We start from the raw sequence: 21,475 nt of genomic DNA, 5'->3' as shown, positions 1-21,475 counted from the left end.
CTCCTGTGCGTGGTCACATTCGGTGGGTGGTGAGCGGCTGTCACGCGTGCGCGAACGGGCGCCGATCGGATACGAAGAACACATGGCGGTCCTCGTAGCGCTCGGCGCGTTCCTGATGACGCTGGCCGGCGGCTGGTCGGCACACCGCGTGACCGACCGCCGTCACCTGGTGCTGGGCCTGGCCGGCGGCCTGATGCTCGGCGTCGTCGGCCTCGAACTCCTCCCGGAGTCCCTGGAGGCGGCCGGCACCGAGGTGTACGGCGTCCCCGCGGCCCTGCTGCTCTTCGTCGCCGGCTTCCTGCTGGCCCATCTGGTGGAACGCCTGCTGGCGCACCGGCAGGCCGCGCACGGCGCCGAGGAGACGAACGGCCGCACGCCCGAGGTGGGCCTCACGGCCGCCGCCGCGATGGTCGGCCACAGCGCCATGGACGGCGTGGCGATCGGCGCCGCCTTCCAGGTCGACGAGGGCATGGGCGCCGCCGTCGCGGTGGCCGTGATCGCCCACGACTTCGCGGACGGCTTCAACACGTACACGCTCACGCGCGTCTACGGAAACGCCCGCCGCCGCGCGCTGACGATGCTGTTCGCGGACGCGGCGGCACCGGTCGCAGGAGCCGCGTCGACGCTGTTCTTCACCATCCCCGAGCCCCTGCTCGGCGGCTACCTCGGCCTGTTCGGCGGCGCCCTGCTCTACCTCGCGGCCGCCGAGATCCTGCCCGAGGCCCACCATGAACACCCGGCCCGCTCCACCCTGCTGTGCACGATCGCGGGCGCGCTGTTCATCTGGCTGGTGGTGGGCACCGCGCACTGAGCACGACCCGGCCCGGCTCACAGCTTGCCGCCCCGCCCGCCGTCCCGCCGCGGCGGCGCGATGAGCGTCGACAGGTACGGCAGCGGCGCCCCGTCCAGCTCGGCGGCCGGCCGCACCGACTCCTCCGGCAGCCCGAGCGCCGACCCCCACACCGCGTCCCCGATCCGCCCGGTCTCCCGCAGCGCCTCGGCGACCTCACCGGCCTGCCGCCCGAACTTGTACGCGACGACGGTCCCGGGCCCGGCCAGCGCGTCCTTGAGCACGGCGGCCCCCGCGGTCACCGGAACCAGCGTGAGCGGCTCGGTCCCCTCGGTCAGCACCGCCCCGGAACGCGCCGCGAGGTCCTGCATGGCGGTGATCCCCGGAACGGTCTCGACGACGGTGTCCGCCACCAGCTCCACGAGGGTCTGGGCGAGATACGTGAACGTCGAGTACACGTTGGGGTCCCCGATGGTCGCGAAGGCGACGGACCCGTGCTCCCGCAGCAGCCCGGCGACCCGCTCACCGGCGGCGTCCCAGGCGGCCTCGCGCCGCGCCCGGTCGGTCCGCTCGTTCAGCGCGAACACCACCCGGACGACCTTCTCGGCGGGCACGTAGTGCAGCACGGTCGCCTCGGCCCGCCCCCGCTCACCGCTGTCCAGCACCGGTACGACGACGACGTCCGCGGCCCGCAGCGCGTTGACCCCCTTGACGGTCACCAGCTCCGGGTCCCCGGGCCCGACCCCGACCCCGATCAGCCTGCTGCTCATGATGTCCGGCACCTCTCCACGAACCGACGGGCGACACCGGGCTCGGACGCCCAGTGCGTGTGCAGATAGCTCGCGTGCACACCGCGCTGTACGAATCCCTCGACGCGCCGCTCGGGCGCCCGCATCCCCCAGGCGGGGGCGTCGCCCGCCCCCGGTTCGACGACGGTCCGGTGGAACTCGTGCCCCCGCATCCGCGTCCCGGCGGCGGCCAGCGCGCTGTCGCTCACGGCGACCGCGTCCCGGTACCCCAGCGTCAACCGCTCCGACATCCGCGCGGAGGCGTCCAGCACCCCGCACATGGGCAGCCCGTCCAGCTCCCGGCACAGATACAGCAGTCCGGCGCACTCGGCGGCGACGGGAGCACCGCTGAGGGCGAGTTCGGCAACGGCCTTGCGCAGCGACTCGTTGGCGGACAGCTCGGAGGCGTACACCTCGGGAAACCCCCCACCGATGACCAGCCCGGCAGTCCCCTCCGGCAGCTCCTCGTCCCGCAACGGATCAAAGGTGACGACCTCGGCCCCGGCGGCGGAGAGCAACTCACCATGCTCGGCATACGAGAACGTGAACGCAGCCCCACCGGCAACAGCCACAACCAGCCCGTCTGGGGGTACCCCCTCTGGGGGAGCTTGAGGACGAGGCCCGTCCAGGGCCGAACGGGGGTCCGGGGGCGCAGCCCCCGGGGACGATGGGGGTCCCCCCGCTCGAGCGAAGCCGAGAGTGGGGGAGGGAAGGGGCGGCGGGGGCGAGGAAACCAAAACCTCACCCGCATCCCACCCCGCACCCGCCAAGGGCCCCGCACTCCGAGCAAGCGAGACCAACGCCGACAGATCACACCCGCCGGCCACCTGCGCGGCCATCGCGGAAACGGCCTCGACAGCCACAGCACCCCGCTCAGCCACCGGCACCAGCCCCAGATGCCGAGACGGCGTCTCCACCTGAGCGGCCCGCCGCAGAACCCCCAGCACCGGCACCCCGACGGAGTCCAACGCCTCCCGCAACAACCCCTCATGCCGGTCCGAGGCGACCTTGTTCAGGATCACACCCCCGACCCGCACCTCCGGATCCCAGCTCACGAACCCGTGCACCAGCGCCGCCACCGACCGCGACTGCGACGACGCGTCGACGACCAGCACGACCGGCGCCCGCAGCAGCTTCGCCACCTGCGCGGTCGACGCCAGCTCCCCTTCCCCCGCGGCCCCGTCGTACAGCCCCATCACACCCTCGACGACGGCGATGTCACACCCGTCCGCACCGTGCGCGAACAGCGGAGCCACCAGCTCCGGCCCGCACAGATACGCGTCGAGGTTCCGCCCCACCCGCCCGGTGGCCAGCGCGTGGTACCCGGGATCGATGTAGTCGGGCCCCACCTTGTGCGGAGACACGGCGAACCCCCGCGCGGACAGCGCGGCCATCAACCCCGTGGCGACGGTGGTCTTGCCGCTCCCCGACGAGGGCGCGGCGATCACCAGCCGTGGGACGGAACTCACCACTCGATGCCCCTCTGCCCCTTCTGCCCGGCATCCATGGGGTGCTTCACCTTGGACATGTCGGTCACGAGGTCGGCGAACCCGACCAGCTTCTCCGGCGCGTTCCGCCCCGTGATCACCACGTGCTGCGTCCCCGGCCGATCCCGCAGCACGGACACGACCTCGTCGGTGTCCACCCACCCCCAGTGCATCGGGTAGGCGAACTCGTCGAGCACATAGAGCTTGTACGTCTCGGCGGCGAGGTCCCGCTTGACCTGCTCCCAGCCCTCGCGGGCCTTCTCCTCGTTGTCCATCTGCGCGTCGCGCTGGACCCAGGACCAGCCCTCGCCCATCTTGTGCCAGTCGACGGTCCCGCCCTCACCGGAGGCACCCAGCACCCGCAGCGCGTTCTCCTCGCCGACCTTCCACTTCGCCGACTTGACGAACTGGAACACCCCGATCGGCCACCCCTGGTTCCAGGCCCGCAGGGCGAGCCCGAACGCGGCGGTCGACTTGCCCTTCCCGATGCCCGTGTGCACGACGACCAGCGGACGGTTGCGTCGCTGTCGCGTCGTCAGCCCGTCGTCCGGTACGACACTCGGCTGTCCCTTCGGCACTACGCGGCCCTCCTCTGCACGTCCTTCACCAACCCGGCGATCGAGTCGGCCCGCAACTCGTCCAGCGTCACGGCACTGCCGCCCAGCTCACCGGCCAGCCGCCCGGCGAGCCCCAGCCGCACCGGCCCCGACTCGCAGTCCACGACCACCGACGCGACACCCTCGGCGGCGAACAACCGCGCCGCACGCGAGGCCAGCGCCACCGGCTCCGTCCCACCCGCCGCCCGACCACCGCCCCGGCCGGAGGCGCTTCGCGCCGCCCCTCCTTCGGTCGCCCGCCCGTCCGTCACCACCACGACCAGCGCCCGCCGCGCGGGGTCCCGCAGCCGCTCCACCCGCAGTACGTCGTGCGCCTTGAGCAGCCCCGCCGCCAGCGGGGTCCGCCCACCGGTCGGCAGTGACTCCAGCCGCGCCGCGGCCGCGTCCACCGACGACGTGGGCGGCAGCGCCACATCGGCTGCCGACCCCCGGAAGGTCACCAGCCCCACCTTGTCCCGCCGCTGATAGGCGTCCAGCAGCAGCGACACCACGGCACCCTTCACGGCACTCATCCGCTGCCGCGCCGCCATGGACCCGGAGGCGTCCACGACGAACAGCACGAGGTTCGACTCCCGCCCCTCACGCGTGGCCTGCCGCAGATCGTCCCGCCGCACCACCAGCCCCGGCCCGGACCGGCCCCGTGCCCGCTGATGCGGAGCGGCGGCCTGGACGGTGGCGGCCAGGTGCAGCTTGGTCAGCACACCGCTGGGCCGTCGCGCCCCCGTCGTCCGCCCGTGCTCGGTCCGCGCCCGCGACCGCCGCCCGGCGGCACCCTCACCGATCCCGGGCACGCTCAGCACCTTGGTACGGAAGGGCTCGCCGGCACCCACCGGGGACCGCTCACCGGAACCGGCCCCCGCGGGCTGCCCGGCCTCCCCGGCTTCCCCGGCCTCGGCCGACGCCTCCACGTCACCACCGCCGTCCGGGCTCTCCGGACCCTCCGCGGGCGGCTGCCCGCCACCCCCGTCGGGCCCGTCCGGCCCGTCCGGATCGGTGTCGGGATCGTCGTCGCCCCCGAACTCCTCCAGCGTCTCGTCGAGCTTGTCCTCGTCCAGACCGGGCGCGTCGAACGGGTTCCGCCGCCGTCGGTGCGGCAGCGCCAGCAGCGCCGCCTGCCGCACGTCCTCGGCGAGCACGTCCGTCCGCCCCGCCCAGGCGGCCAGCGCGGTCGCCGTACGCGCCATCACGATGTCGGCCCGCATGCCGTCGACCTCGAACGCCGCACAGGTCGCCGCGATCTGCCGCAGCGCCCCGTCCCCGAGCCGCACCTTCGGCAACAGCTCCCGCGCCGCCACGATCCGCGCCCGTACGGCGGCCTCCTCGTCGGCCCACCGCGCGGCGAATCCGGTCGGATCGTCGTCGTAGGCGAGCCGCCGCCGCACGACCTCCACCCGCTGGTCGGGTTCGCGCGAGGCGGCCACCTCGACGGTGAGACCGAAGCGGTCGAGGAGCTGCGGCCGCAGCTCGCCCTCCTCGGGATTCATGGTCCCCACCAGCAGGAACCGCGCCGCGTGCCGTACGGAGACACCCTCGCGCTCGACGTACGAGGCACCCATCGCCGCCGCGTCCAGCAGCAGGTCGACCAGGTGGTCGTGGAGAAGATTGACCTCGTCGACGTACAGGATCCCCCGGTGCGCGTCGGCGAGCAGCCCCGGCTCGAACGCCTTGACGCCCTCACTCAGCGCCCGCTCGATGTCGAGCGCGCCGACCAGCCGGTCCTCGGAGGCGCCGACGGGCAGCTCGACCATCCGCGCGGGCCGCGCGGCACCCCCGCCGCTCTCGTGCGGCCCGTCCGGGCAGGCGGGGTCGGGGGAGGCGGGGTCACAGGAGAACCGGCACCCGGGCACCACGGCGACCTCGGGCAGCAGCGCCGAGAGCGCCCTGACGGCTGTGGACTTGGCGGTGCCCTTCTCACCTCGGACGAGTACTCCACCGACCGCGGGACTCACCGCGTTGAGAAGCAGGGCCAGCCGTAGATCGTCCTGGCCGACGACGGCCGTGAACGGAAAGGGGGTGGTCACTGGTCGTCGCCCTCCAGATCGCCTTCGAGTTCCAGATAGGTGGCGCGCAGCCGCTCCAGCGTGTCCGCGTCGGGCTCGGCCCACAGCCCGCGGTCGGCGGCCTCCAGCAGCCGCTCGGTGATGCCGCGCAGCGCCCAGGGGTTGGACTTCTTCATGAAGTCCCGGTTCTGCGTGTCGAAGACGTACTCGGCGCTGAGCTTCTCGTACATCCAGTCGTCCACGACCCCGGCCGTGGCGTCGTAGCCGAAGAGGTAGTCGACGGTTGCCGCCATCTCGAAGGCACCCTTGTAGCCGTGCCTCCTCATGGCGCTCATCCACCGGGGGTTGACCACGCGGGCCCGGAACACCCGGTGGGTCTCCTCGCTCAAGGTCCGCGTCTTCACGTGGTCCGGAGTCGCCGAATCCCCCACGTATGCCTCAGGGCTGGCCCCCGTCAGATGCCGCACCATGGCGACCATGCCGCCGTGGTACTGGAAGTAGTCGTCGGCGTCGACGAGATCGTGTTCCCGTGTGTCGACGTTTTTCGCCGCCACCGCGATCCGTCGGAACGCCGTCTCCATGTCCCCGCGTGCCGCCCGCCCGTCGAGTCCGCGCCCGTAGGCGTAGCCGCCCCACACCGCGTACACCTCGGCGAGGTCCGCGTCGGAGCGCCAGTTCCGGGCGTCGATCAGCGGGAGCAGACCCGCGCCGTACGCGCCCGGCTTGGAGCCGAAGATGCGGGCCGTCGCGCGCCGCCGGTCGCCGTGCTCGGCGGTGTCCTCGTCGGCGTGCGCCTTCACGAAGTTGGACTCGGCCGGCTCGTCCAGCTCCGCCACCGCCCGTACCGCGTCGTCGATCAGCCCCACCACGTGCGGGAACGCGTCCCGGAAGAAGCCGGAGATGCGGACCGTGACGTCGATGCGCGGCCGGCCCAGCTCCTCCAGCGGGACGACCTCGAAGCCGGTCACGCGCCGCGAGGCGTCGTCCCACACCGGACGGCAGCCGAGCAGCGCCAGGATCTCGGCGATGTCGTCGCCCTGGGTGCGCATGGCCGACGTGCCCCACACCGTCAGGCCGACGGACTTCGGATACTCACCCGTGTCCTGCAGATACCGCTGCACCAGCGAGTCGGCGAGCGACTGCCCGACCTCCCAGCTCAGCCTGGACGGAATCGCCTTGGGGTCGACGGAGTAGAAGTTCCGCCCGGTCGGCAGGACGTTGACCAGCCCGCGCGTGGGCGACCCCGACGGTCCCGCCGGGACGTAACCGCCGTCCAGGGCCCGCAGGATGTGCCCGATCTCGTCCGTCGTCCGGGCCAGCCGGGGCACGACCTCCTCGCACGCGAACCGCACCACGGCCACCGCGTCGGGCAGTTCCGTGCCCAGCACCTCGCGTACCAGCGCGGGGACCGCGTCGGCCGCCCAGTCGCGTTCCTCCATGCCCTCCGCGATCCGCCGGCAGAGCTGCTCCAGCAGGTCGATCGCGTCCGCCGCCGACCGCGCCGGGCCGTCCACCAGGTCCGTCAGCTCCACCGGCGCCTTCACCGGCGCGCCCGGTTCGGCCAGCAGCTCCTTCTCCACCAGCCCGAAGTGTTCGGCCAGCGCCGCCCGCAGCCCCGGCAGGGCGTTCGCCTGCCCGCCCCACACCTGCGAGGCGCGCAGCACCGCCAGCACCAGGTTCACGCGCGGCTCGCCGACCGGGCCGCCGCCGAGGACGTGCAGGCCGTCGCGGATCTGCACGTCCTTGATCTCGCACAGATAGCCGTCGATGTGCATGACGAACTCGTCGAAGTCGTCGTCGTCCGGCTGGTCGTCCACGTGCAGGTCGTGGTGGAGTTCGGCGGCCTTCACCAGCGTCCAGATCTGCGCGCGGACCGCCGGTGCCTTCGTCGGGTCCAGGTCCGAGACGAGCGCGTACTCGTCGAGGAGCTGCTCCAGCTTCGCCAGGTCGCCGTAGGTGTCGGCGCGCGCCATCGGCGGCACCAGGTGGTCGACCACCGTCGCGTGCCCGCGCCGCTTGGCCTGGGTGCCCTCGCCGGGGTCGTTGACGATGAACGGGTAGACCAGCGGCAGCTCGCCCAGCACCGCGTCCGGCGCGCACCCGGCGCTCAGCCCCAGCCCCTTGCCCGGCAGCCACTCCATCGTGCCGTGCTTGCCCATGTGCACGATCGCGTCGGCGCCGAAACTGTTCTCCAGCCAGCGGTAGGCCGCCATGTAGTGGTGGGAGGGCGGCATGTCGGGGTCGTGGTAGATCGCGATCGGGTTCTCCCCGAAGCCGCGCGGCGGCTGGATCATCACGACGACGTTCCCGAACCGGAGCGAGGCGAGGACGATGTCCTCCCCGTCGACGTACAGCGACCCCGGCGGCTCGCCCCACGCCTCCTGCATCCCCTCCCGCAGCTCCGGGTCGAGCTTCTCGAACCAGGCCCGGTAGTCCGCCAGCGGCACCCGTGCGGGCGCGGCGGCCAGCTGCTCCTCGGTCAGCCACTCGACGTCGTGCCCGCCGGCCTCGATGAGCCGGTGGATCAACTCGTCGCCGCCGGAGGGGTATCCGTCGACCGCGTATCCCGCCTCCCGCAGCGCGTCCAGCACCCGTACCGCCGAGGCCGGGGTGTCGAGCCCCACCGCGTTGCCGACGCGCGAGTGCTTCGTCGGGTACGCGGTGAAGACGAGCGCCAGCTTCTTCTCGGCGTTCGGCTTGTGCCGAAGGCGGGCGTGCCGTACGGCGATCCCGGCCACCCGCGCGGCCCGCTCCGGGTCGGCGACGTACACCGGGACGTCGTCGGGGCCCTGCTCCTTGAAGGAGAACGGGACGGTGACGATCCGGCCGTCGAACTCGGGGATGGCGACCTGCATCGCCGCGTCCATGGGGGACAGGGCGGCGTCGGACTCCTCCCACGCGGCGCGCGACGACGTCAGGCAGAGCCCTTGCAGCACCGGCACGTTCAGGTCGGCGAGCGCCCCGATGTCCCAGGCCTCCTCGTCACCGCCCGCCGACGCCTGCGAGGCGTGCGTGCCGCCCGCCGCGAGCACGGTGGCGACCAGGGTGTCGGCCTTCGCCAGCAGCTCGTACAGCTTCGGGTCGGCGCCGCGCAGCGAACCACAGTAGACGGGCAGGGCGTTGGCGCCCCGCGCCTCGATCGCGTCGCACAGCGTGTCCACGAAGGCGGTGTTGCCGCTCAGTTCGTGCGCCCGGTAGAAGAGCACGCCGACCGTCGGGCGGCCGTCCACGAGGTCCCGGGAGCCGTGGACGCCGTACTCCGGCATCGTGTGCGGCGGTTCGAACCCCTCGCCGGTCAGCAGCACGGTGTCCGACAGGAACCGGGCCAGCTCGGTCAGGTTCTCCGGGCCGCCCTCGACGAGGTACCGCAGTGCCTCCGCGACCACGCCGGCCGGCACCGTCGACTCGGCCATGAGCTCGGCGTCCGGCACGCTCTCCCCGCCGAGCAGCACCGCCGGGATCCCGGACGCCTTCAGCGCCGCGAGCCCGTCCTCCCAGGCGCGCTTGCCGCCCAGCAGCCGTACGACGGCGAGGTCCGCCCCGTCCAGCAGCGCGGGCAGCTCGTCCGCCACGTCCACGCGGGTCGGGTTGCCGATCCGGTAGGAGGCGCCGGAGGCACGGGCCGCCAGCAGGTCCGTGTCGGCGGTCGACAACAACAACACAGTGCTCATGCGGGTGCTCCCGGTGGAATGAAGGGCAGTCCTTGCGGCGCGCCGGACTCGATGAGCCGCCACAGCGCGTCCGTGTCCGCGTGCTGTTCGATCAGGTCGCCGAGCCGGTCGAGCTGCTCCTCGCGCAGCGCGGCGAACGAGGTGTCGGGGGCCGGGACGAAGCGGCGGCCCGCGGCCCGCGCCACCTCGCGCAGGAAGGCCCGCCGGAAACCGTCCGACTCCAGCGAGCCGTGCCAGTGCGTGCCCCAGGTCTGCCCGACCCGGCAGCCGTCCAGGAAGGTGTCCCCTCCGAGGACTTCGGCGACCCCGTGATGGATCTCGTACCCCTCGACGGGCTCCCCGAGGGCTTCCCCAGTGGGCCGGGTGAGGGTCTTCTCGCGGGCGAACCGCACCCGTACGGGCAGCACGCCGAGCCCGTTGACCTGCCCCCGCCGGCTCTCGACGTCGTCCTCGATGTGCTCGCCGAGGACCTGGAAGCCGCCGCAGATCCCCAGCACGGGCCGTCCCTCGGCGGCCCGCCGCTTCAGCGCGTCCGCCAGGCCGCGCTCCCGCAGCCACTCCAGGGCCCGTACGGTGCCGCGCGTCCCCGGTACGACCACGAGGTCGGCGTCGGCCAGTTCCTCGGGACGGTCCACGAACCGCACCACGACGCCCGGTTCGGCGGCGAGCGCGTCCACGTCGGTGAAGTTGGACATCAGGGGGACCGCGCACACCGCGACCCGCAGCACGTCCTCGCCGACCGGCGCGGCGACCACCGACTCCCGTACGGTGCCGCGCAGCGACACGCGCAGTCCGTCCTCCTCGTCGATGCCGAGCCCGTGCCGGAAGGGCAGCACGCCGTACGTCCGCCGCCCGGTCAGGCCGTGCAGCATGTCCAGCCCCGGCTCCAGCAGCGACACGTCGCCCCGGAACTTGTTCACCAGGAATCCGGCGACGAGCTTCTGGTCCTCGGGGGAGAGCAGCGCGACGGTGCCGAAGAAGGACGCGAAGACGCCGCCCCGGTCGATGTCGCCCACCACGAGGACCGGAAGCCCCGCACCCCGGGCGATCCCCATGTTCACGATGTCGGTGCGCCGCAGATTGATCTCGGCCGGGCTGCCGGCCCCCTCACAGATCACCGCGTCATACGTGCCCCGCAACCGCTCCAGACAGTCCAGCACGGTGCCGAGGAGTCGCTGTTGCCGCCCGCCGTGGTAGCCGCGGGCGCTCATCTCCCCGACCGGCTTGCCCAGCAGCACCACTTGGCTGGACCGTTCGCCGCCCGGCTTGAGCAGCACCGGGTTCATCAGCGCGGTCGGCTCGACGCGGCAGGCCTGGGCCTGCATGGCCTGCGCCCGCCCGATCTCCGCGCCCTCCCGCGTCACGAACGAGTTCAGCGACATGTTCTGCGCCTTGAACGGCGCGACCTTCACACCCTGCCGCACCAGCCACCGGCAGATCCCGGCGGTCACCACGCTCTTGCCGGCGTCCGAGGTGGTCCCGGCGACCAGCAGCCCCCCACCGCTCACGATGCACGTCCCTTCATGACGTTCCGTGCGAGGACGCCGGCGCCGAGCGCGAGCCAGCCGACCCGCCGCGAGAGCCGTACCGCCCGGTCGATGTCGGACACGGCGACCGCACGCCCGCCGCCGTTGAGCACGGGCCGGTGCTCGACCCGCCCGCCGTAGGAGAGGGTGCCGCCGAGGCGTACGCCGAGCGCGCCCGCGAAGGACGCCTCGACGGGCCCGGCGTTGGGGCTGGGATGCTTCGCCGCGTCCGCGCGCCACGCCCGTACGGCCCCGCGCGAGTCCGGTCCCGCGAGCGCGGCGAGTACGGCGGTCAGCCGTGCCCCCGGCCAGCCGGCGACGTCGTCGAGGCGGGCGGAGGCCCAGCCGTAGCGGAGGTGGCGGGGGGACTTGTGGCCGACCATCGCGTCGAGGGTGTTGACGGCCCGGAACCCGAGGAGGCCCGGCACCCCGGCGACGGCGCCCCACACCAGGGCGCCCACCACGGCGTCGGAGGTGTTCTCGGCGACGGACTCGACCACCGCGCGGGCGACCCCGTCGGCGTCCAGGGCCTGCGGGTCCCGGCCGCACAGGTGGGGCAGCCGGGCCCGGGCCGCCTCGACGTCCCCGGCCTCCAGCGCCCGCCCGACGGCGCGAGCCTCACGGGCCAGCGAGGTGCCGCCGACGACGGCCCAGGTGGCGACGGCGGTCAGGGCCGTGGAGGCGGCGGGGGAGGAGCGCACGCAGCGGGAGGCGAGGGCGCCCAGCGCGACGGTCCCGCCGACGCACACGGCGGTGTGCACCGCGCCCCGGCCCCGGTCGTCCCGCCACAGCACCCGTTCCACGGCAGCCGCGGCCCGCCCGAAAGCGGCGACCGGATGCCCTCGGCGGGGATCGCCGAACAGCAGGTCGCCGAGGAGGCCGGCGGCGGCGCCGTACGCGAACACGCGATCGGCACCCATGGGGTCAGCCGGTGACGGATCCGGCGGGAGTGGCCCCGGAGCGGGGCGGTGTGTCGCTGATCGACCTCGGCGGGCAGCCGCGCATGGCGTTATGTCCTCACTCAGGGTGTCCACGCCCTGGTTCGACGAGACCGGCGGTGAGAGTTCCTGGCTCCCGGGGTGTCTACCCCGGTGACAGTGGCGGGACCGCGCCGGAATCGCACCGGCTTCCTCTCCTGCCGCCGTAATGGCTGAGGCAGTCCACCACGGCTCCGGAAGGGCCGTCAACTTGCCGTTGACCTGCGAGGCTGAAGTGTGCTGAGGCCCACAGAGGGGTTCCGGTGGGGGAACCCGCGCACGGGGGCGCGGAGGTGCGCGCACGCGAGCGGGCGGTGCGGGAGCCGAGGCTCCCGCACCGCCCGCCCGTACGGATGCGGCCTGTGATCAGGCCATGATCAGATAGATGCCGTACCCCACCGCCGCCGCGCACGCCGCGAAGCAGGCGTAGGCGCCGGTGACCGCCAGGGCCGCGGACTGGCCCTGGGCGGCGGCCCGCTCGCGGCGGGACAGGCCGTTGATGCCGAGGGTGAACAGGCCCACCAGGGCCACGGTGACCACGAGGCTGACGCCGAAGACGGAACCGAGGGCCGCCCAGTCGATCTTCATGGTGCTCTTCTTCCTTCGTACCGGGGCTACCGGGTCGCGGTCAGACGGTGGTCGCGGCCGGCGGGGCCGCCGGGGCCGCCGGGTCGGTGGGGGCCGGCGCCGGGATGGTGGCCGAGAGGTCGTCGGTCACGATGCCCGCCGGGGGCGGGGTCACCGCGGCCATCGCCTGCGTCACCACACCGGACGGCTCCTTGTCCGGCGCCTCGTCGTGCTCGTTGACGTTGGTGTGGTCGACGACCTCGCGCCGGGAGATCTTCCAGATGGCGGCGCTGGAGGCGACCAGGAAGACGGCCACGAGGGCGGTGCCCCAGTCGCCGAAGCCGCAGACCCACTCGGCGAGCGCCGCGACCAGGGCCGCCGCCGGCAGGGTCAGGCCCCAGGCGACGAACATCCGGGTGGCCGTCGACCAGCGGACGACACCGCCCTTGCGGCCCAGGCCCGCGCCCATCACGGAACCGGAAACGGAATGCGTGGTGGAGAGCGAGAAGCCGAGGTGCGAGGAGGCCAGGATGACCGTCGCGGCGCTGGTCTGGGCGGCGAAGCCCTGCTGCGGCTGGAGGTCGGTCAGGCCCTTGCCCATGGTGCGGATGATGCGCCAGCCGCCGAGGTAGGTGCCCATCGCGATGGCGAGGCCTGCGGAGAGGATGACCCACAGCGGCGGGTCGGAGTCGGGGGAGACGGCGCCGCCGGCGACCAGGGCGAGGGTGATGATGCCCATCGTCTTCTGGGCGTCGTTGGTGCCGTGGGCCAGGGAGACCAGGCCGGCGGAGGCGATCTGTCCGGCGCGGTAGCCCTTCTCGGAGGCCTTGCCGTCGGTGTTCCGGCCCAGCCGGTAGCTCAGCCGGGTGGCGAACATCGCGGCGACGCCGGCCACCAGCGGGGCGGCGATCGCGGGGAGCAGGACCTTGGTGACGAGGACGTCGCCGTGGACCGCGCCGAAGCCGGCGGAGGCGACGGTGGCACCGATCAGGCCGCCCATGAGGGCGTGCGAGGAGCTGGACGGCAGACCGACCAGCCAGGTCAGGAGGTTCCAGAGGATCGCGCCGACCAACGCGGCGAAGATGACCTCGGGACGGATGCCGGACTCGTCGACGAGTCCTTTGGAGATCGTGTTGGCGACCTCCACCGAGAGAAAAGCGCCCACAAGGTTCAGCACGGCGGACATGGCCACCGCGACCTTGGGTTTGAGAGCACCGGTCGAAATGGTCGTTGCCATCGCGTTCGCGGTGTCGTGGAAACCGTTCGTGAAATCGAACGCGAGTGCGGTTACCACCACAATCGCGAGGATCAGCGAGAAGCTTTCCATTTACCCAGGCAATCGTTCGAGGTCATTGGCTGGTCGACCGTAGGTAACCAGGGTGAACGGAAGATGAACTGGAACGGGCATCACGGTGACCGTAAGAGGGGGCGGGCCCTCCGCCGGATGGCCGCCTGGCAGGATCGCGGCATGACTGAGCGGCCAGGGGACGGACGGGAAGCGGAAGACACCCGGAGCGTGCGCGAGGAGGAGGCGCGCGCCTGGGCGGAACTCGTCGGGACCGCGCGCCGGACCGTCGCCGACGGACTCGTCGTCGGCACCTCCGGCAACGTCTCGGTACGGGTCGGCGAGACCGTCCTCGTCACACCGTCCGGAGTGCCGTACGACCGGCTGACACCGGACGACGTGACCGGTGTCGACCTCACCGGCCGGCAGGTCCTCGGCAGGCTCGTCCCCACCAGCGAGCTGCCCATGCACCTGGCCGTCTACCGCACCACCGGCGCGCGCGCCGTCGTGCACACGCACGCCGTGCACGCCACGGCCGTCTCCACGCTCGTCGACGAGCTGCCGCCGATCCACTACATGGCGGCGGCGCTCGGCGGGCCCGTCAGGGTCGCCCCCTATGCGACGTACGGCACGGACGGACTGGCCGGGCACATGCTCCGCGCCCTCGACGGCCGCACCGGCTGCCTCCTCCAGAACCACGGCACCGTGACCTACGGCACGACTCTCACCCAGGCCTACGACCGCACGGCTCAGCTCGAATGGATGTGCCGCCTCTGGCTGACCGCGGCATCGGTCCCGGGCCTGTCCCCCCACCTGCTGACCCCGGAGCAACTGACGGAGGCGGGGGACCGCATGCGGGGCTACGGGCAGCGTCCCAGCCCGTCCGGCACTTCCAGCACCTCGGGCACTTCCGGCCCGTCCGGCGTTTGAGGACAAGGGGATCCGGGGGCGCAGCCCCCGGGGACGGGACGGGAAGGGGCGGCGGGGGCGAAAAACCCCACCCCCGCGATGACGGCACCCCACCCCCGTGAGGGCGGCACCCCACCCCCGTGAGGGCGGCACCCCACGCCCGGAAAAGCCACGGGCGCGGCCCGGCTGTGCGGCGCCCACTGGCCGGGTACCCGTCCCCCCATGACACTGGAGAACGTGCGCACTGCCAGAGCGACGGCCGCAGCCGTCACCGCCGTGATAGGGGCCGCCGCCACCGCGGTGGCCGCCGGCCGGCTCGCCAGCGACGCCGCGCTCAGAATGCCCCCCGGCGGCCCCCTGCCCACCGAACCCGGACTCACCGTCCACGCCACCGCCGCCGGCCGGATCACCCTCACCAGGGACTTCGCCGCGCTCCGCCCCGGACGCCACGGTCTCACCGGCGACGGCTTCCACGCGGTCGTCGGCCCCGTACTGCCCGACGCCCCGGACACCGCCGACACCGTCCTGCGCCGCCTCGAACGCGTCACGTACGGCACCCCGGAGCCCGGCGACCGGGCCAGGCTCACCCCGAACCTGTACGTCGGCGACCCGGGCGGCGCCCTCGGCCTGGACCACACCGACCTCGACGTTCCCGGCGAACTCGGCCCCCTGCCCGCATGGTTCGTACCGGGCGCCCGGGACACCTGGGTGATCGCCGTCCACGGCCTCGGCACCACCCGGGAACACACCATGAACCTCATGGAGTTCCTGCACCGCCACCGCTTCCCGGTGCTCGCCCCCGCCTACCGGGGCGACCCCGGCGCGCCGCGCTCCCCGGACGGCCTCAACCACCTCGGCGAGACCGAGTGGCGCGATCTCGACGCGGTGCTCCACCACGCCGTGGACTCCGGCGCCCGGCGGGTCGTCCTGTACGGCTGGTCCACCGGCGCGACCATGGCGCTGCGCACCGCCGCCCGCTCCGAGGTGCGCGCACGCGTCGCCGGTCTCGTCCTGGACTCCCCGGTGCTCAGCTGGGAGGCGACCCTGCGGGCCCTCGCCGCGGCCCGGCACACCCCGGGCGCGCTGCTGCCGCTCGCGGTCCGCGCCGCCCAGGGCCGCACCGGCCTGTACGGCGACCGCGGGCCCCGCGCCCTCCATCTGGACCGGATCGCGATCCCCACGCGGATCTTCCACGGACCCGACGACACGGTGGCGCCCTGGCGGTTCTCCCGCCGCCTCGCCGCCGACCACCCCGACACCACCACCCTGCACACCGTCAGGGGCGCCCCGCACGGCGCGATGTGGAACGCCGACCCGGAGGCCTACGAAGAGGCGCTGCGGCGCTTCCTCACCCCCCTGATGTGACCGCGCGGAGGGAGCGCCGAACAGCCGGTTCCGAGGATTCCGTTTAGGGCCGTACCAGTGGCCTGAATCCCTCCCCCGACCGCGTCCGGGGCCGGGACACCGGCCGTCCCGGCGCCGCCGTCGGCATTCCGTTTGGGTTTTCGGACCGTCAACAGGAAGACTGCACTCGTGACGTCCCGTATCCCGCGCGACTCCAGGCTCCGAATCGTCCGCCCGCGACCCCTGGCCGCCGCCCCCACAGCGATGAACCAGCGGCGCTCGCGCCGCCCCGCGCCACGCCCCCCGGAGGGCACACCGGCCCCGGCGGAGCTGGCCAGAATGGCACGCTCCGGTCTGGCCGCCGCGGCCCGCGTCGCCCGCTGGGCCGACGCCGCCCTCGGCCCCGGCGGGGACAGCGCCACCGCCGACGGCAAGGCCACCCTCTCCGACGCGACCGCCGAACGGGCGGCCCGCGACCTGGACCTGACCCCCGAGCAGGTCCGCGCCGACTGGGACACCGCCCGGCTGGCCGGCCTCATCGAGGTGCACGGCGACACCGCCCGCCCCGGCTGGCGGCTGCGCGCCTGGAACCGCGACGACAGCGCCGTGCTGCGCGGCTGGGTCGCCCTCTGCGACGCCTGGTCGCTCGCCTACCCGGAACCCGAGGAGTACGAGGCCGCCGCCGTCGCCGAGGTCGTCACGGCGATGCCGCAGGTCCTCTCCTTCCTCCAGCTCTCCGCCGGCCCGGTCCCCGTGCCCCAGCTCCTCGACCTGCTCCAGCAGCGGGTGACGGAACTCCGCACGGAACGCTGCGAGGTCGACTACGTTCCGCAGCCCGAGGCCGCCGGGTCCGACGCGGCCCGGCCGGACGCACCGCGGGCCCACACCTCCGGATCCGCCGGGGCCCGGTCCGGGACCGGGACCGGGCTCAGACCCAGGGTGCCGCTCCAGCGGCCCCGGCCCGCGCCCGCCGTGCCCGCCGAAGCCGACGCCCCGCTCGAGCCGCTGCTCGACTGGGCGCTGCGCGCCCTCGCCTCCGTCGGGGCCCTCACCTACGGCGACGGACAGGCCACGCTCACCCCGCTCGGGAGCTGGGCGGTGTGGGTCAAACTGGAGCAGATCTGCGTCGCCGCGCAGAGCCCCGCCGGGAACATCGAGCAGGGCGCCGAGGACATGCTGCGCGGCTGCGCCCAGTTGCGCCCCAACGCGGCCCGCGCCGAATACCGCGCCTGGCTCGCCGCCCGGCCGGTCGGCAGCGCCGTCACGGAGCTGATCGAGGCCGCCCGGGGCGAGGACGCCCTGCTGCGCGGCCTCGCCTTCGAGGCGCTGCGCGTGGTCGGCGCCCCCGCCGAGCCCGAGGTCCGCACCGTGCTCGACGAGCCGACGCTGCGGCCGTACGCCCTGCTGTGGCTCGCCGAGCACGACGGTGCCGACCCCGAGGACGCCCACGAGGTCCTCACCCGCGAGGAGGCCACCTGGCTGTGGGTGGACACCGCGGCCGCCGTCGCCGACCACGGCGAGGCCCCGCTGCTGGTCCGCCACCTGGAGTCCGCGGTCCAGCCGACCGTCCCCGCGCTGCTCACCGAGGTGCGCGCCGTCGGCCACCCGCGCACCGTCCAGGTCCTGGTCGCCCTGGCCGCCGCCCACCCCGACCCGGCCCTGGCCAAGGCGGTCCGCCGCGCCGCCTTCCAGGTCCACACGGGCGGCTGACACCGGGCCCGCCGCCCCGCGGGCGCCCGGCGTCCGAACCCCGCCCCCGGGCACGCGCCCGGCGGCCCACGGCGCCCGGGCCCGCCGTCCGGAGGCCCGGCCGGGCGCGCGTCCGGCGGCGGATCCGGATTCCGGACGCGCGCCCGGCTCCTGCCACCCGTCGGAGCCCGCCCGGTGACGGGACCGGGATGCCGGGCTTCGGACCGCCGTCCCGGGCGCGTACGCGCCGAGGCTCCAGCCGCCGCCCTCGGGGCATCAGGACCCCCGCGCCCCGGAGGTGTGCGCCGGCCGCCGTCCACGACGACGTACACCCCGGCCGGGCCCCTTTGTGTCCGACATCACCATGCCGTCGCCCCGCGCGGGACCGCCGCCGCGCGTGCGCGCACGACGGCGACGGCGCCGGTCCCCGGCGACCGCCGGGTGCGTCCGCGCCCAGGAAAAGTGGTTGCACGGCCCCGTTAGAATGGCTCGCATGGCCATTCTCCTCGCGCATTAGACGGCGGGAACGCCCTCAGCCGTCCACCGCCACCCACACCTGCCCTGGAGTCTGTCCGTGATCTCCGCCTCCGGCATCGAGCTGCGCGCCGGTGCCCGCGTCCTCATCGAAAACGCCACCTTCCGCGTCGCCAAGGGCGACCGCATCGGCCTCGTCGGCCGCAACGGTGCGGGCAAGACCACCCTCACCAAGGTCCTCGCCGGCGAGGGCATCCCCGCCGGCGGTGCCGTCACCCGCTCCGGCGAGGTCGGCTACCTGCCCCAGGACCCCCGCACCGGCGACCTCGACGTCCTCGCCCGCGACCGCATCCTCTCCGCCCGCGGCCTCGACGTACTGATCCGCAAGATGCGCGAGAACGAACAGCGCATCGCCAACGGCCAGGGCGCCACCCGTGAGAAGGCGCTCAAGCAGTACGAGCGCCAGGAGACCGAGTTCCTCACCAAGGGCGGGTACGCCGCCGAGGCCGAGGCCGCCACCATCGCCGCCGCGCTGAACCTGCCCGACCGCGTGCTCGGCCAGCCCCTGCACACCCTCTCCGGCGGTCAGCGCCGCCGCGTCGAGCTCGCCCGCATCCTGTTCTCCGACGCGGACACCCTGCTCCTCGACGAGCCGACCAACCACCTCGACGCCGACTCGATCGCCTGGCTGCGCGACTACCTCAAGACCTACCGCGGCGGCTTCATCGTGATCTCCCACGACGTCGACCTGGTCGAGACGGTCGTCAACAAGGTGTTCTACCTGGACGCCAACCGCGCCCAGATCGACGTCTACAACATGGGCTGGAAGCTCTACCAGCAGCAGCGCGAGGCCGACGAGAAGCGCCGCAAGCGCGAGCGGCAGAACGCCGAGAAGAAGGCGGCCGCGCTGCACTCGCAGGCCGACAAGATGCGCGCCAAGGCCACCAAGACCGTCGCGGCGCAGAACATGGCCCGCAGGGCGGACAAGCTGCTCTCCGGCCTGGAGGCCGAGCGGAAGTCCGACAAGGTCGCCAAGCTGCGCTTCCCCGAGCCGTCCCCGTGCGGCAAGACCCCGCTCATGGCGGAGGGACTGTCGAAGTCCTACGGCTCGCTGGAGATCTTCACCGACGTCGACCTGGCCATCGACAAGGGCTCCCGCGTCGTCATCCTCGGCCTCAACGGCGCGGGCAAGACCACCCTGCTCCGCCTCCTCGGCGGGGCGGAGAAGCCCGACACCGGCCGGGTCGTCGAAGGGCACGGCCTCAAGCTCGGCTACTACGCGCAGGAGCACGAGACCCTCGACCCGGAACGCACGGTCCTGGAGAACATGCGCTCCGCCGCCCCCGACCTCGACCTCGTCGACGTCCGCAAGACGCTCGGCTCGTTCCTGTTCTCCGGCGACGACGTCGACAAGCCGGCCGGTGTCCTCTCCGGCGGTGAGAAGACCCGTCTCGCGCTGGCGACGCTCGTGGTCTCCTCGGCCAACGTGCTGCTCCTCGACGAGCCGACCAACAACCTCGACCCGGCCAGCCGCGAGGAGATCCTCGGCGCGCTGCGCACGTACAAGGGCGCGGTCGTCCTCGTCACGCACGACGAGGGCGCCGTCGAGGCGCTCCAGCCGGAGCGGATCATCCTGCTGCCGGACGGCGTCGAGGACCTGTGGGGCGCCGACTACGCGGACCTGGTCGCCCTCGCCTGAGAGACGTCAGCCGGGGTTGATCGAAGGTGTGATCCCCTGAGTATGGATCATTCGGCCCATCGGTGATCCATCAATCGTGTGAGATCTCCTCACCCCGAGGTGTGTCCTACACGGATTTCGCGGCCGAGCTCCCGGTGAACCGGGGCTCGGCCGTCGCGCCTTTCTGACCTGGCATTTCACGGAGGAACCCGTTCGGAGGTACCGCCGGTACATCCTGGAATCTCTCATTCCGTATGTGGGGACGCGCTCCCGTCGTCACAACCTTGTCCCATCGACCTTGCCGAATGGGTGGCCATGAGGGCCCGGAGGGGTGATCATGAGGAGACCAGAGCGCACTTCCCATGAGGAGGCACGGGTGGCCGAGACTCTGAAGAAGGGCAGCCGGGTGACCGGCGCCGCGCGCGACAAGCTCGCGGCAGACCTGAAGAAGAAGTACGACGCCGGTGCGAGCATCCGGGCATTGGCCGAGGAGACCGGCCGCTCGTATGGCTTCGTGCACCGCATGCTCAGCGAATCGGGAGTCACGCTGCGAGGGCGTGGCGGGGCGACCCGGGGCAAAAGGGCCCCTTCGGCCTGACCCCGGGCGTCCGGGAACCCGATGGTGACCACCCGGTCGGCCGACCGACCGGCCGGGTGGTTACTGTGCAGTCACTTACGTTGACCGCACCCATCGGAGGCGCCCCATGGCTTCGTCCGCCCAGGACCTCGGTCCCGTACTCGACAAGGACGGCGTACGGCTCATCGTCGACGACGCGATCGCCACGGTGACGCTGACCAACCCGGCCAAGCGCAACGCGCAGAGCCCCGCTCTGTGGCGGGCGCTGACCGAGGCGGGCAGGCTGCTGCCCGGCTCCGTCCGGGTCGTGGTGCTGCGCGGGGAGGGCAAGTCCTTCTCCGCCGGGCTCGACCGGCGGATGTTCACGCCCGAGGGGATCGAGGGCGAGCCGTCGTTCATCGACCTGGCGCGTCGCGACGACGCCACGCTGGACGCGACCATCGCCGAGTACCAGGAGGCGTTCACCTGGTGGCGGCGCAGCGACATCGTGTCGATCGCGGCCGTCCAGGGACACGCCATCGGGGCCGGGTTCCAGCTCGCCCTCGCCTGCGACCTGCGTGTCGTCGCGGACGACGTGCAGTTCGCCATGCGCGAGACCAGCCTCGGTCTCGTCCCCGACCTGACCGGTACGCATCCGCTGGTCGGCCTCGTCGGATACGCCCGCGCGCTGGAGATCTGCGCGACCGGGCGTTTCGTCACGGCCGAGGAGTCCGTGAACACCGGCCTGGCCAACCTCGCCGTCCCCGCGGCCGACCTGGACGCGACGGTCCAGGACCTCGCCGCGGCCCTGCTGGCGGCCCCCCGCGACGCGGTCATCGAAACCAAGGCCCTGCTCCGAGGCGCCCTGACCCGCACCTACGACGACCAGCGCACCGCCGAACGAGCCGCCCAGTCCCGCCGCCTGCGCGACCTGGCCGGCCTCGGCGAATAACCCCCGCCGTTCCCGCGCCCGCCCACCCCGCCGTTCCCGCGGGCACCCGCGCCCCCGTTCCCGCGGGCAGTCGTGCCTCCCCCAGTGCCTTAAGGGCCTGGGGGTACCCCCAGGGCGGCACGGGTGGGCGGTGGGGGTACCTCCCGCTCGAGCGCAGCCGAGAGT

The 21,475-nt window shown here is 73.4% G+C and carries 16 protein-coding genes and 1 riboswitch; of the genes, 7 read left to right on the top strand and 9 right to left on the bottom strand.

Translation table 11 applies throughout. The features are described 5' to 3' along the window. Nucleotides 1-82 precede the first annotated feature (82 nt). Complete coding sequence (locus IH50_RS0107190) at nt 83-811, top strand: ZIP family metal transporter (protein ID WP_030858518.1); 729 nt, start codon at nt 83-85, stop codon at nt 809-811. A 17-nt stretch (nt 812-828) separates the two neighbouring features. On the opposite strand, the gene cobI is transcribed toward IH50_RS0107190, so the two are convergent. From cobI to IH50_RS0107145, 9 genes are all read right to left on the bottom strand, one after another. After that, nucleotides 829-1,560 carry a precorrin-2 C(20)-methyltransferase gene (gene cobI / locus IH50_RS0107185; protein WP_030858517.1) on the bottom strand — a complete coding sequence of 244 codons (732 nt, stop codon included), beginning with the start codon at nt 1,558-1,560 and terminating at the stop codon, nt 829-831. Further along, nucleotides 1,557-3,050 carry a cobyrinate a,c-diamide synthase gene (locus tag IH50_RS0107180; RefSeq protein ID WP_030858515.1) on the bottom strand — a complete coding sequence of 498 codons (1,494 nt, stop codon included), beginning with the start codon at nt 3,048-3,050 and terminating at the stop codon, nt 1,557-1,559. Before IH50_RS0107180 ends, cobI begins: the two co-directional genes overlap by 4 nt. Then, on the bottom strand, nt 3,044-3,643 hold the full coding sequence (cobO, locus tag IH50_RS0107175) for a cob(I)yrinic acid a,c-diamide adenosyltransferase (RefSeq protein ID WP_030858512.1): 600 nt from the start codon (nt 3,641-3,643) through the stop codon (nt 3,044-3,046). Before cobO ends, IH50_RS0107180 begins: the two co-directional genes overlap by 7 nt. After that, nucleotides 3,643-5,703, bottom strand: coding sequence for a putative cobaltochelatase (locus IH50_RS0107170; RefSeq protein WP_030858510.1), 2,061 nt, complete (start codon nt 5,701-5,703; stop codon nt 3,643-3,645). The genes cobO and IH50_RS0107170 overlap by 1 nt, the downstream gene beginning before the upstream one ends. Then, a complete protein-coding gene (gene cobN / locus IH50_RS0107165; protein WP_030858508.1) occupies nt 5,700-9,353 on the bottom strand; it encodes a cobaltochelatase subunit CobN in 3,654 nt (1,217 codons plus the stop codon). The genes IH50_RS0107170 and cobN overlap by 4 nt, the downstream gene beginning before the upstream one ends. Then, nucleotides 9,350-10,861 (bottom strand): cobyric acid synthase, encoded by a 1,512-nt coding sequence (locus IH50_RS0107160; RefSeq protein WP_030858506.1) that lies wholly within the window; start codon nt 10,859-10,861, stop codon nt 9,350-9,352. Before IH50_RS0107160 ends, cobN begins: the two co-directional genes overlap by 4 nt. Then, a complete protein-coding gene (locus tag IH50_RS0107155) occupies nt 10,858-11,799 on the bottom strand; it encodes a cobalamin biosynthesis protein (RefSeq protein WP_030858505.1) in 942 nt (313 codons plus the stop codon). The genes IH50_RS0107160 and IH50_RS0107155 overlap by 4 nt, the downstream gene beginning before the upstream one ends. Nucleotides 11,800-11,920: 121 nt before the next feature. Further along, nucleotides 11,921-12,059: riboswitch (cobalamin riboswitch) on the bottom strand. A 163-nt stretch (nt 12,060-12,222) separates the two neighbouring features. Beyond that, entirely contained in the window at nt 12,223-12,444 is a 222-nt protein-coding gene (locus IH50_RS0107150) for a hypothetical protein (RefSeq protein WP_030858504.1), read from the bottom strand. 40 nt (nt 12,445-12,484) lie between these two features. Beyond that, complete coding sequence (locus IH50_RS0107145; protein WP_030858503.1) at nt 12,485-13,750, bottom strand: inorganic phosphate transporter; 1,266 nt, start codon at nt 13,748-13,750, stop codon at nt 12,485-12,487. A gap of 141 nt (nt 13,751-13,891) precedes the next feature. Here IH50_RS0107145 and IH50_RS0107140 point away from each other — a divergent pair, with 141 nt between their 5' ends. The 6 genes from IH50_RS0107140 (at nt 13,892) to IH50_RS0107115 (ending at nt 21,310) form a co-directional block, all read left to right on the top strand. Beyond that, on the top strand, nt 13,892-14,638 hold the full coding sequence (locus IH50_RS0107140) for a class II aldolase/adducin family protein (protein ID WP_051767244.1): 747 nt from the start codon (nt 13,892-13,894) through the stop codon (nt 14,636-14,638). Between the two features lie 216 nt (nt 14,639-14,854). Then, nucleotides 14,855-15,982 carry an alpha/beta hydrolase gene (locus IH50_RS0107135; RefSeq protein WP_030858501.1) on the top strand — a complete coding sequence of 376 codons (1,128 nt, stop codon included), beginning with the start codon at nt 14,855-14,857 and terminating at the stop codon, nt 15,980-15,982. Nucleotides 15,983-16,225: 243 nt separating this feature from the next. Then, nucleotides 16,226-17,671 (top strand): hypothetical protein, encoded by a 1,446-nt coding sequence (locus IH50_RS0107130; RefSeq protein ID WP_107061989.1) that lies wholly within the window; start codon nt 16,226-16,228, stop codon nt 17,669-17,671. Nucleotides 17,672-18,224: 553 nt separating this feature from the next. Beyond that, a complete protein-coding gene (locus IH50_RS0107125; RefSeq protein ID WP_030858497.1) occupies nt 18,225-19,823 on the top strand; it encodes an ABC-F family ATP-binding cassette domain-containing protein in 1,599 nt (532 codons plus the stop codon). Nucleotides 19,824-20,178: 355 nt separating this feature from the next. Continuing rightward, the gene (locus IH50_RS0107120) at nt 20,179-20,400 is read left to right on the top strand and encodes a helix-turn-helix domain-containing protein (RefSeq protein WP_030858495.1); all 222 of its coding nucleotides are present in this window, start codon (nt 20,179-20,181) and stop codon (nt 20,398-20,400) included. A 106-nt stretch (nt 20,401-20,506) separates the two neighbouring features. Further along, complete coding sequence (locus IH50_RS0107115; protein ID WP_030858493.1) at nt 20,507-21,310, top strand: enoyl-CoA hydratase/isomerase family protein; 804 nt, start codon at nt 20,507-20,509, stop codon at nt 21,308-21,310. Nucleotides 21,311-21,475: the final 165 nt, after the last annotated feature.

The organism is Streptomyces sp. NRRL S-37, assembly GCF_000721605.1.
GTDB lineage: Bacteria > Actinomycetota > Actinomycetes > Streptomycetales > Streptomycetaceae > Streptomyces.
Note: the sequence above shows the minus strand (reverse complement) of the source record. Positions and strands in the feature narration are given on the sequence as shown.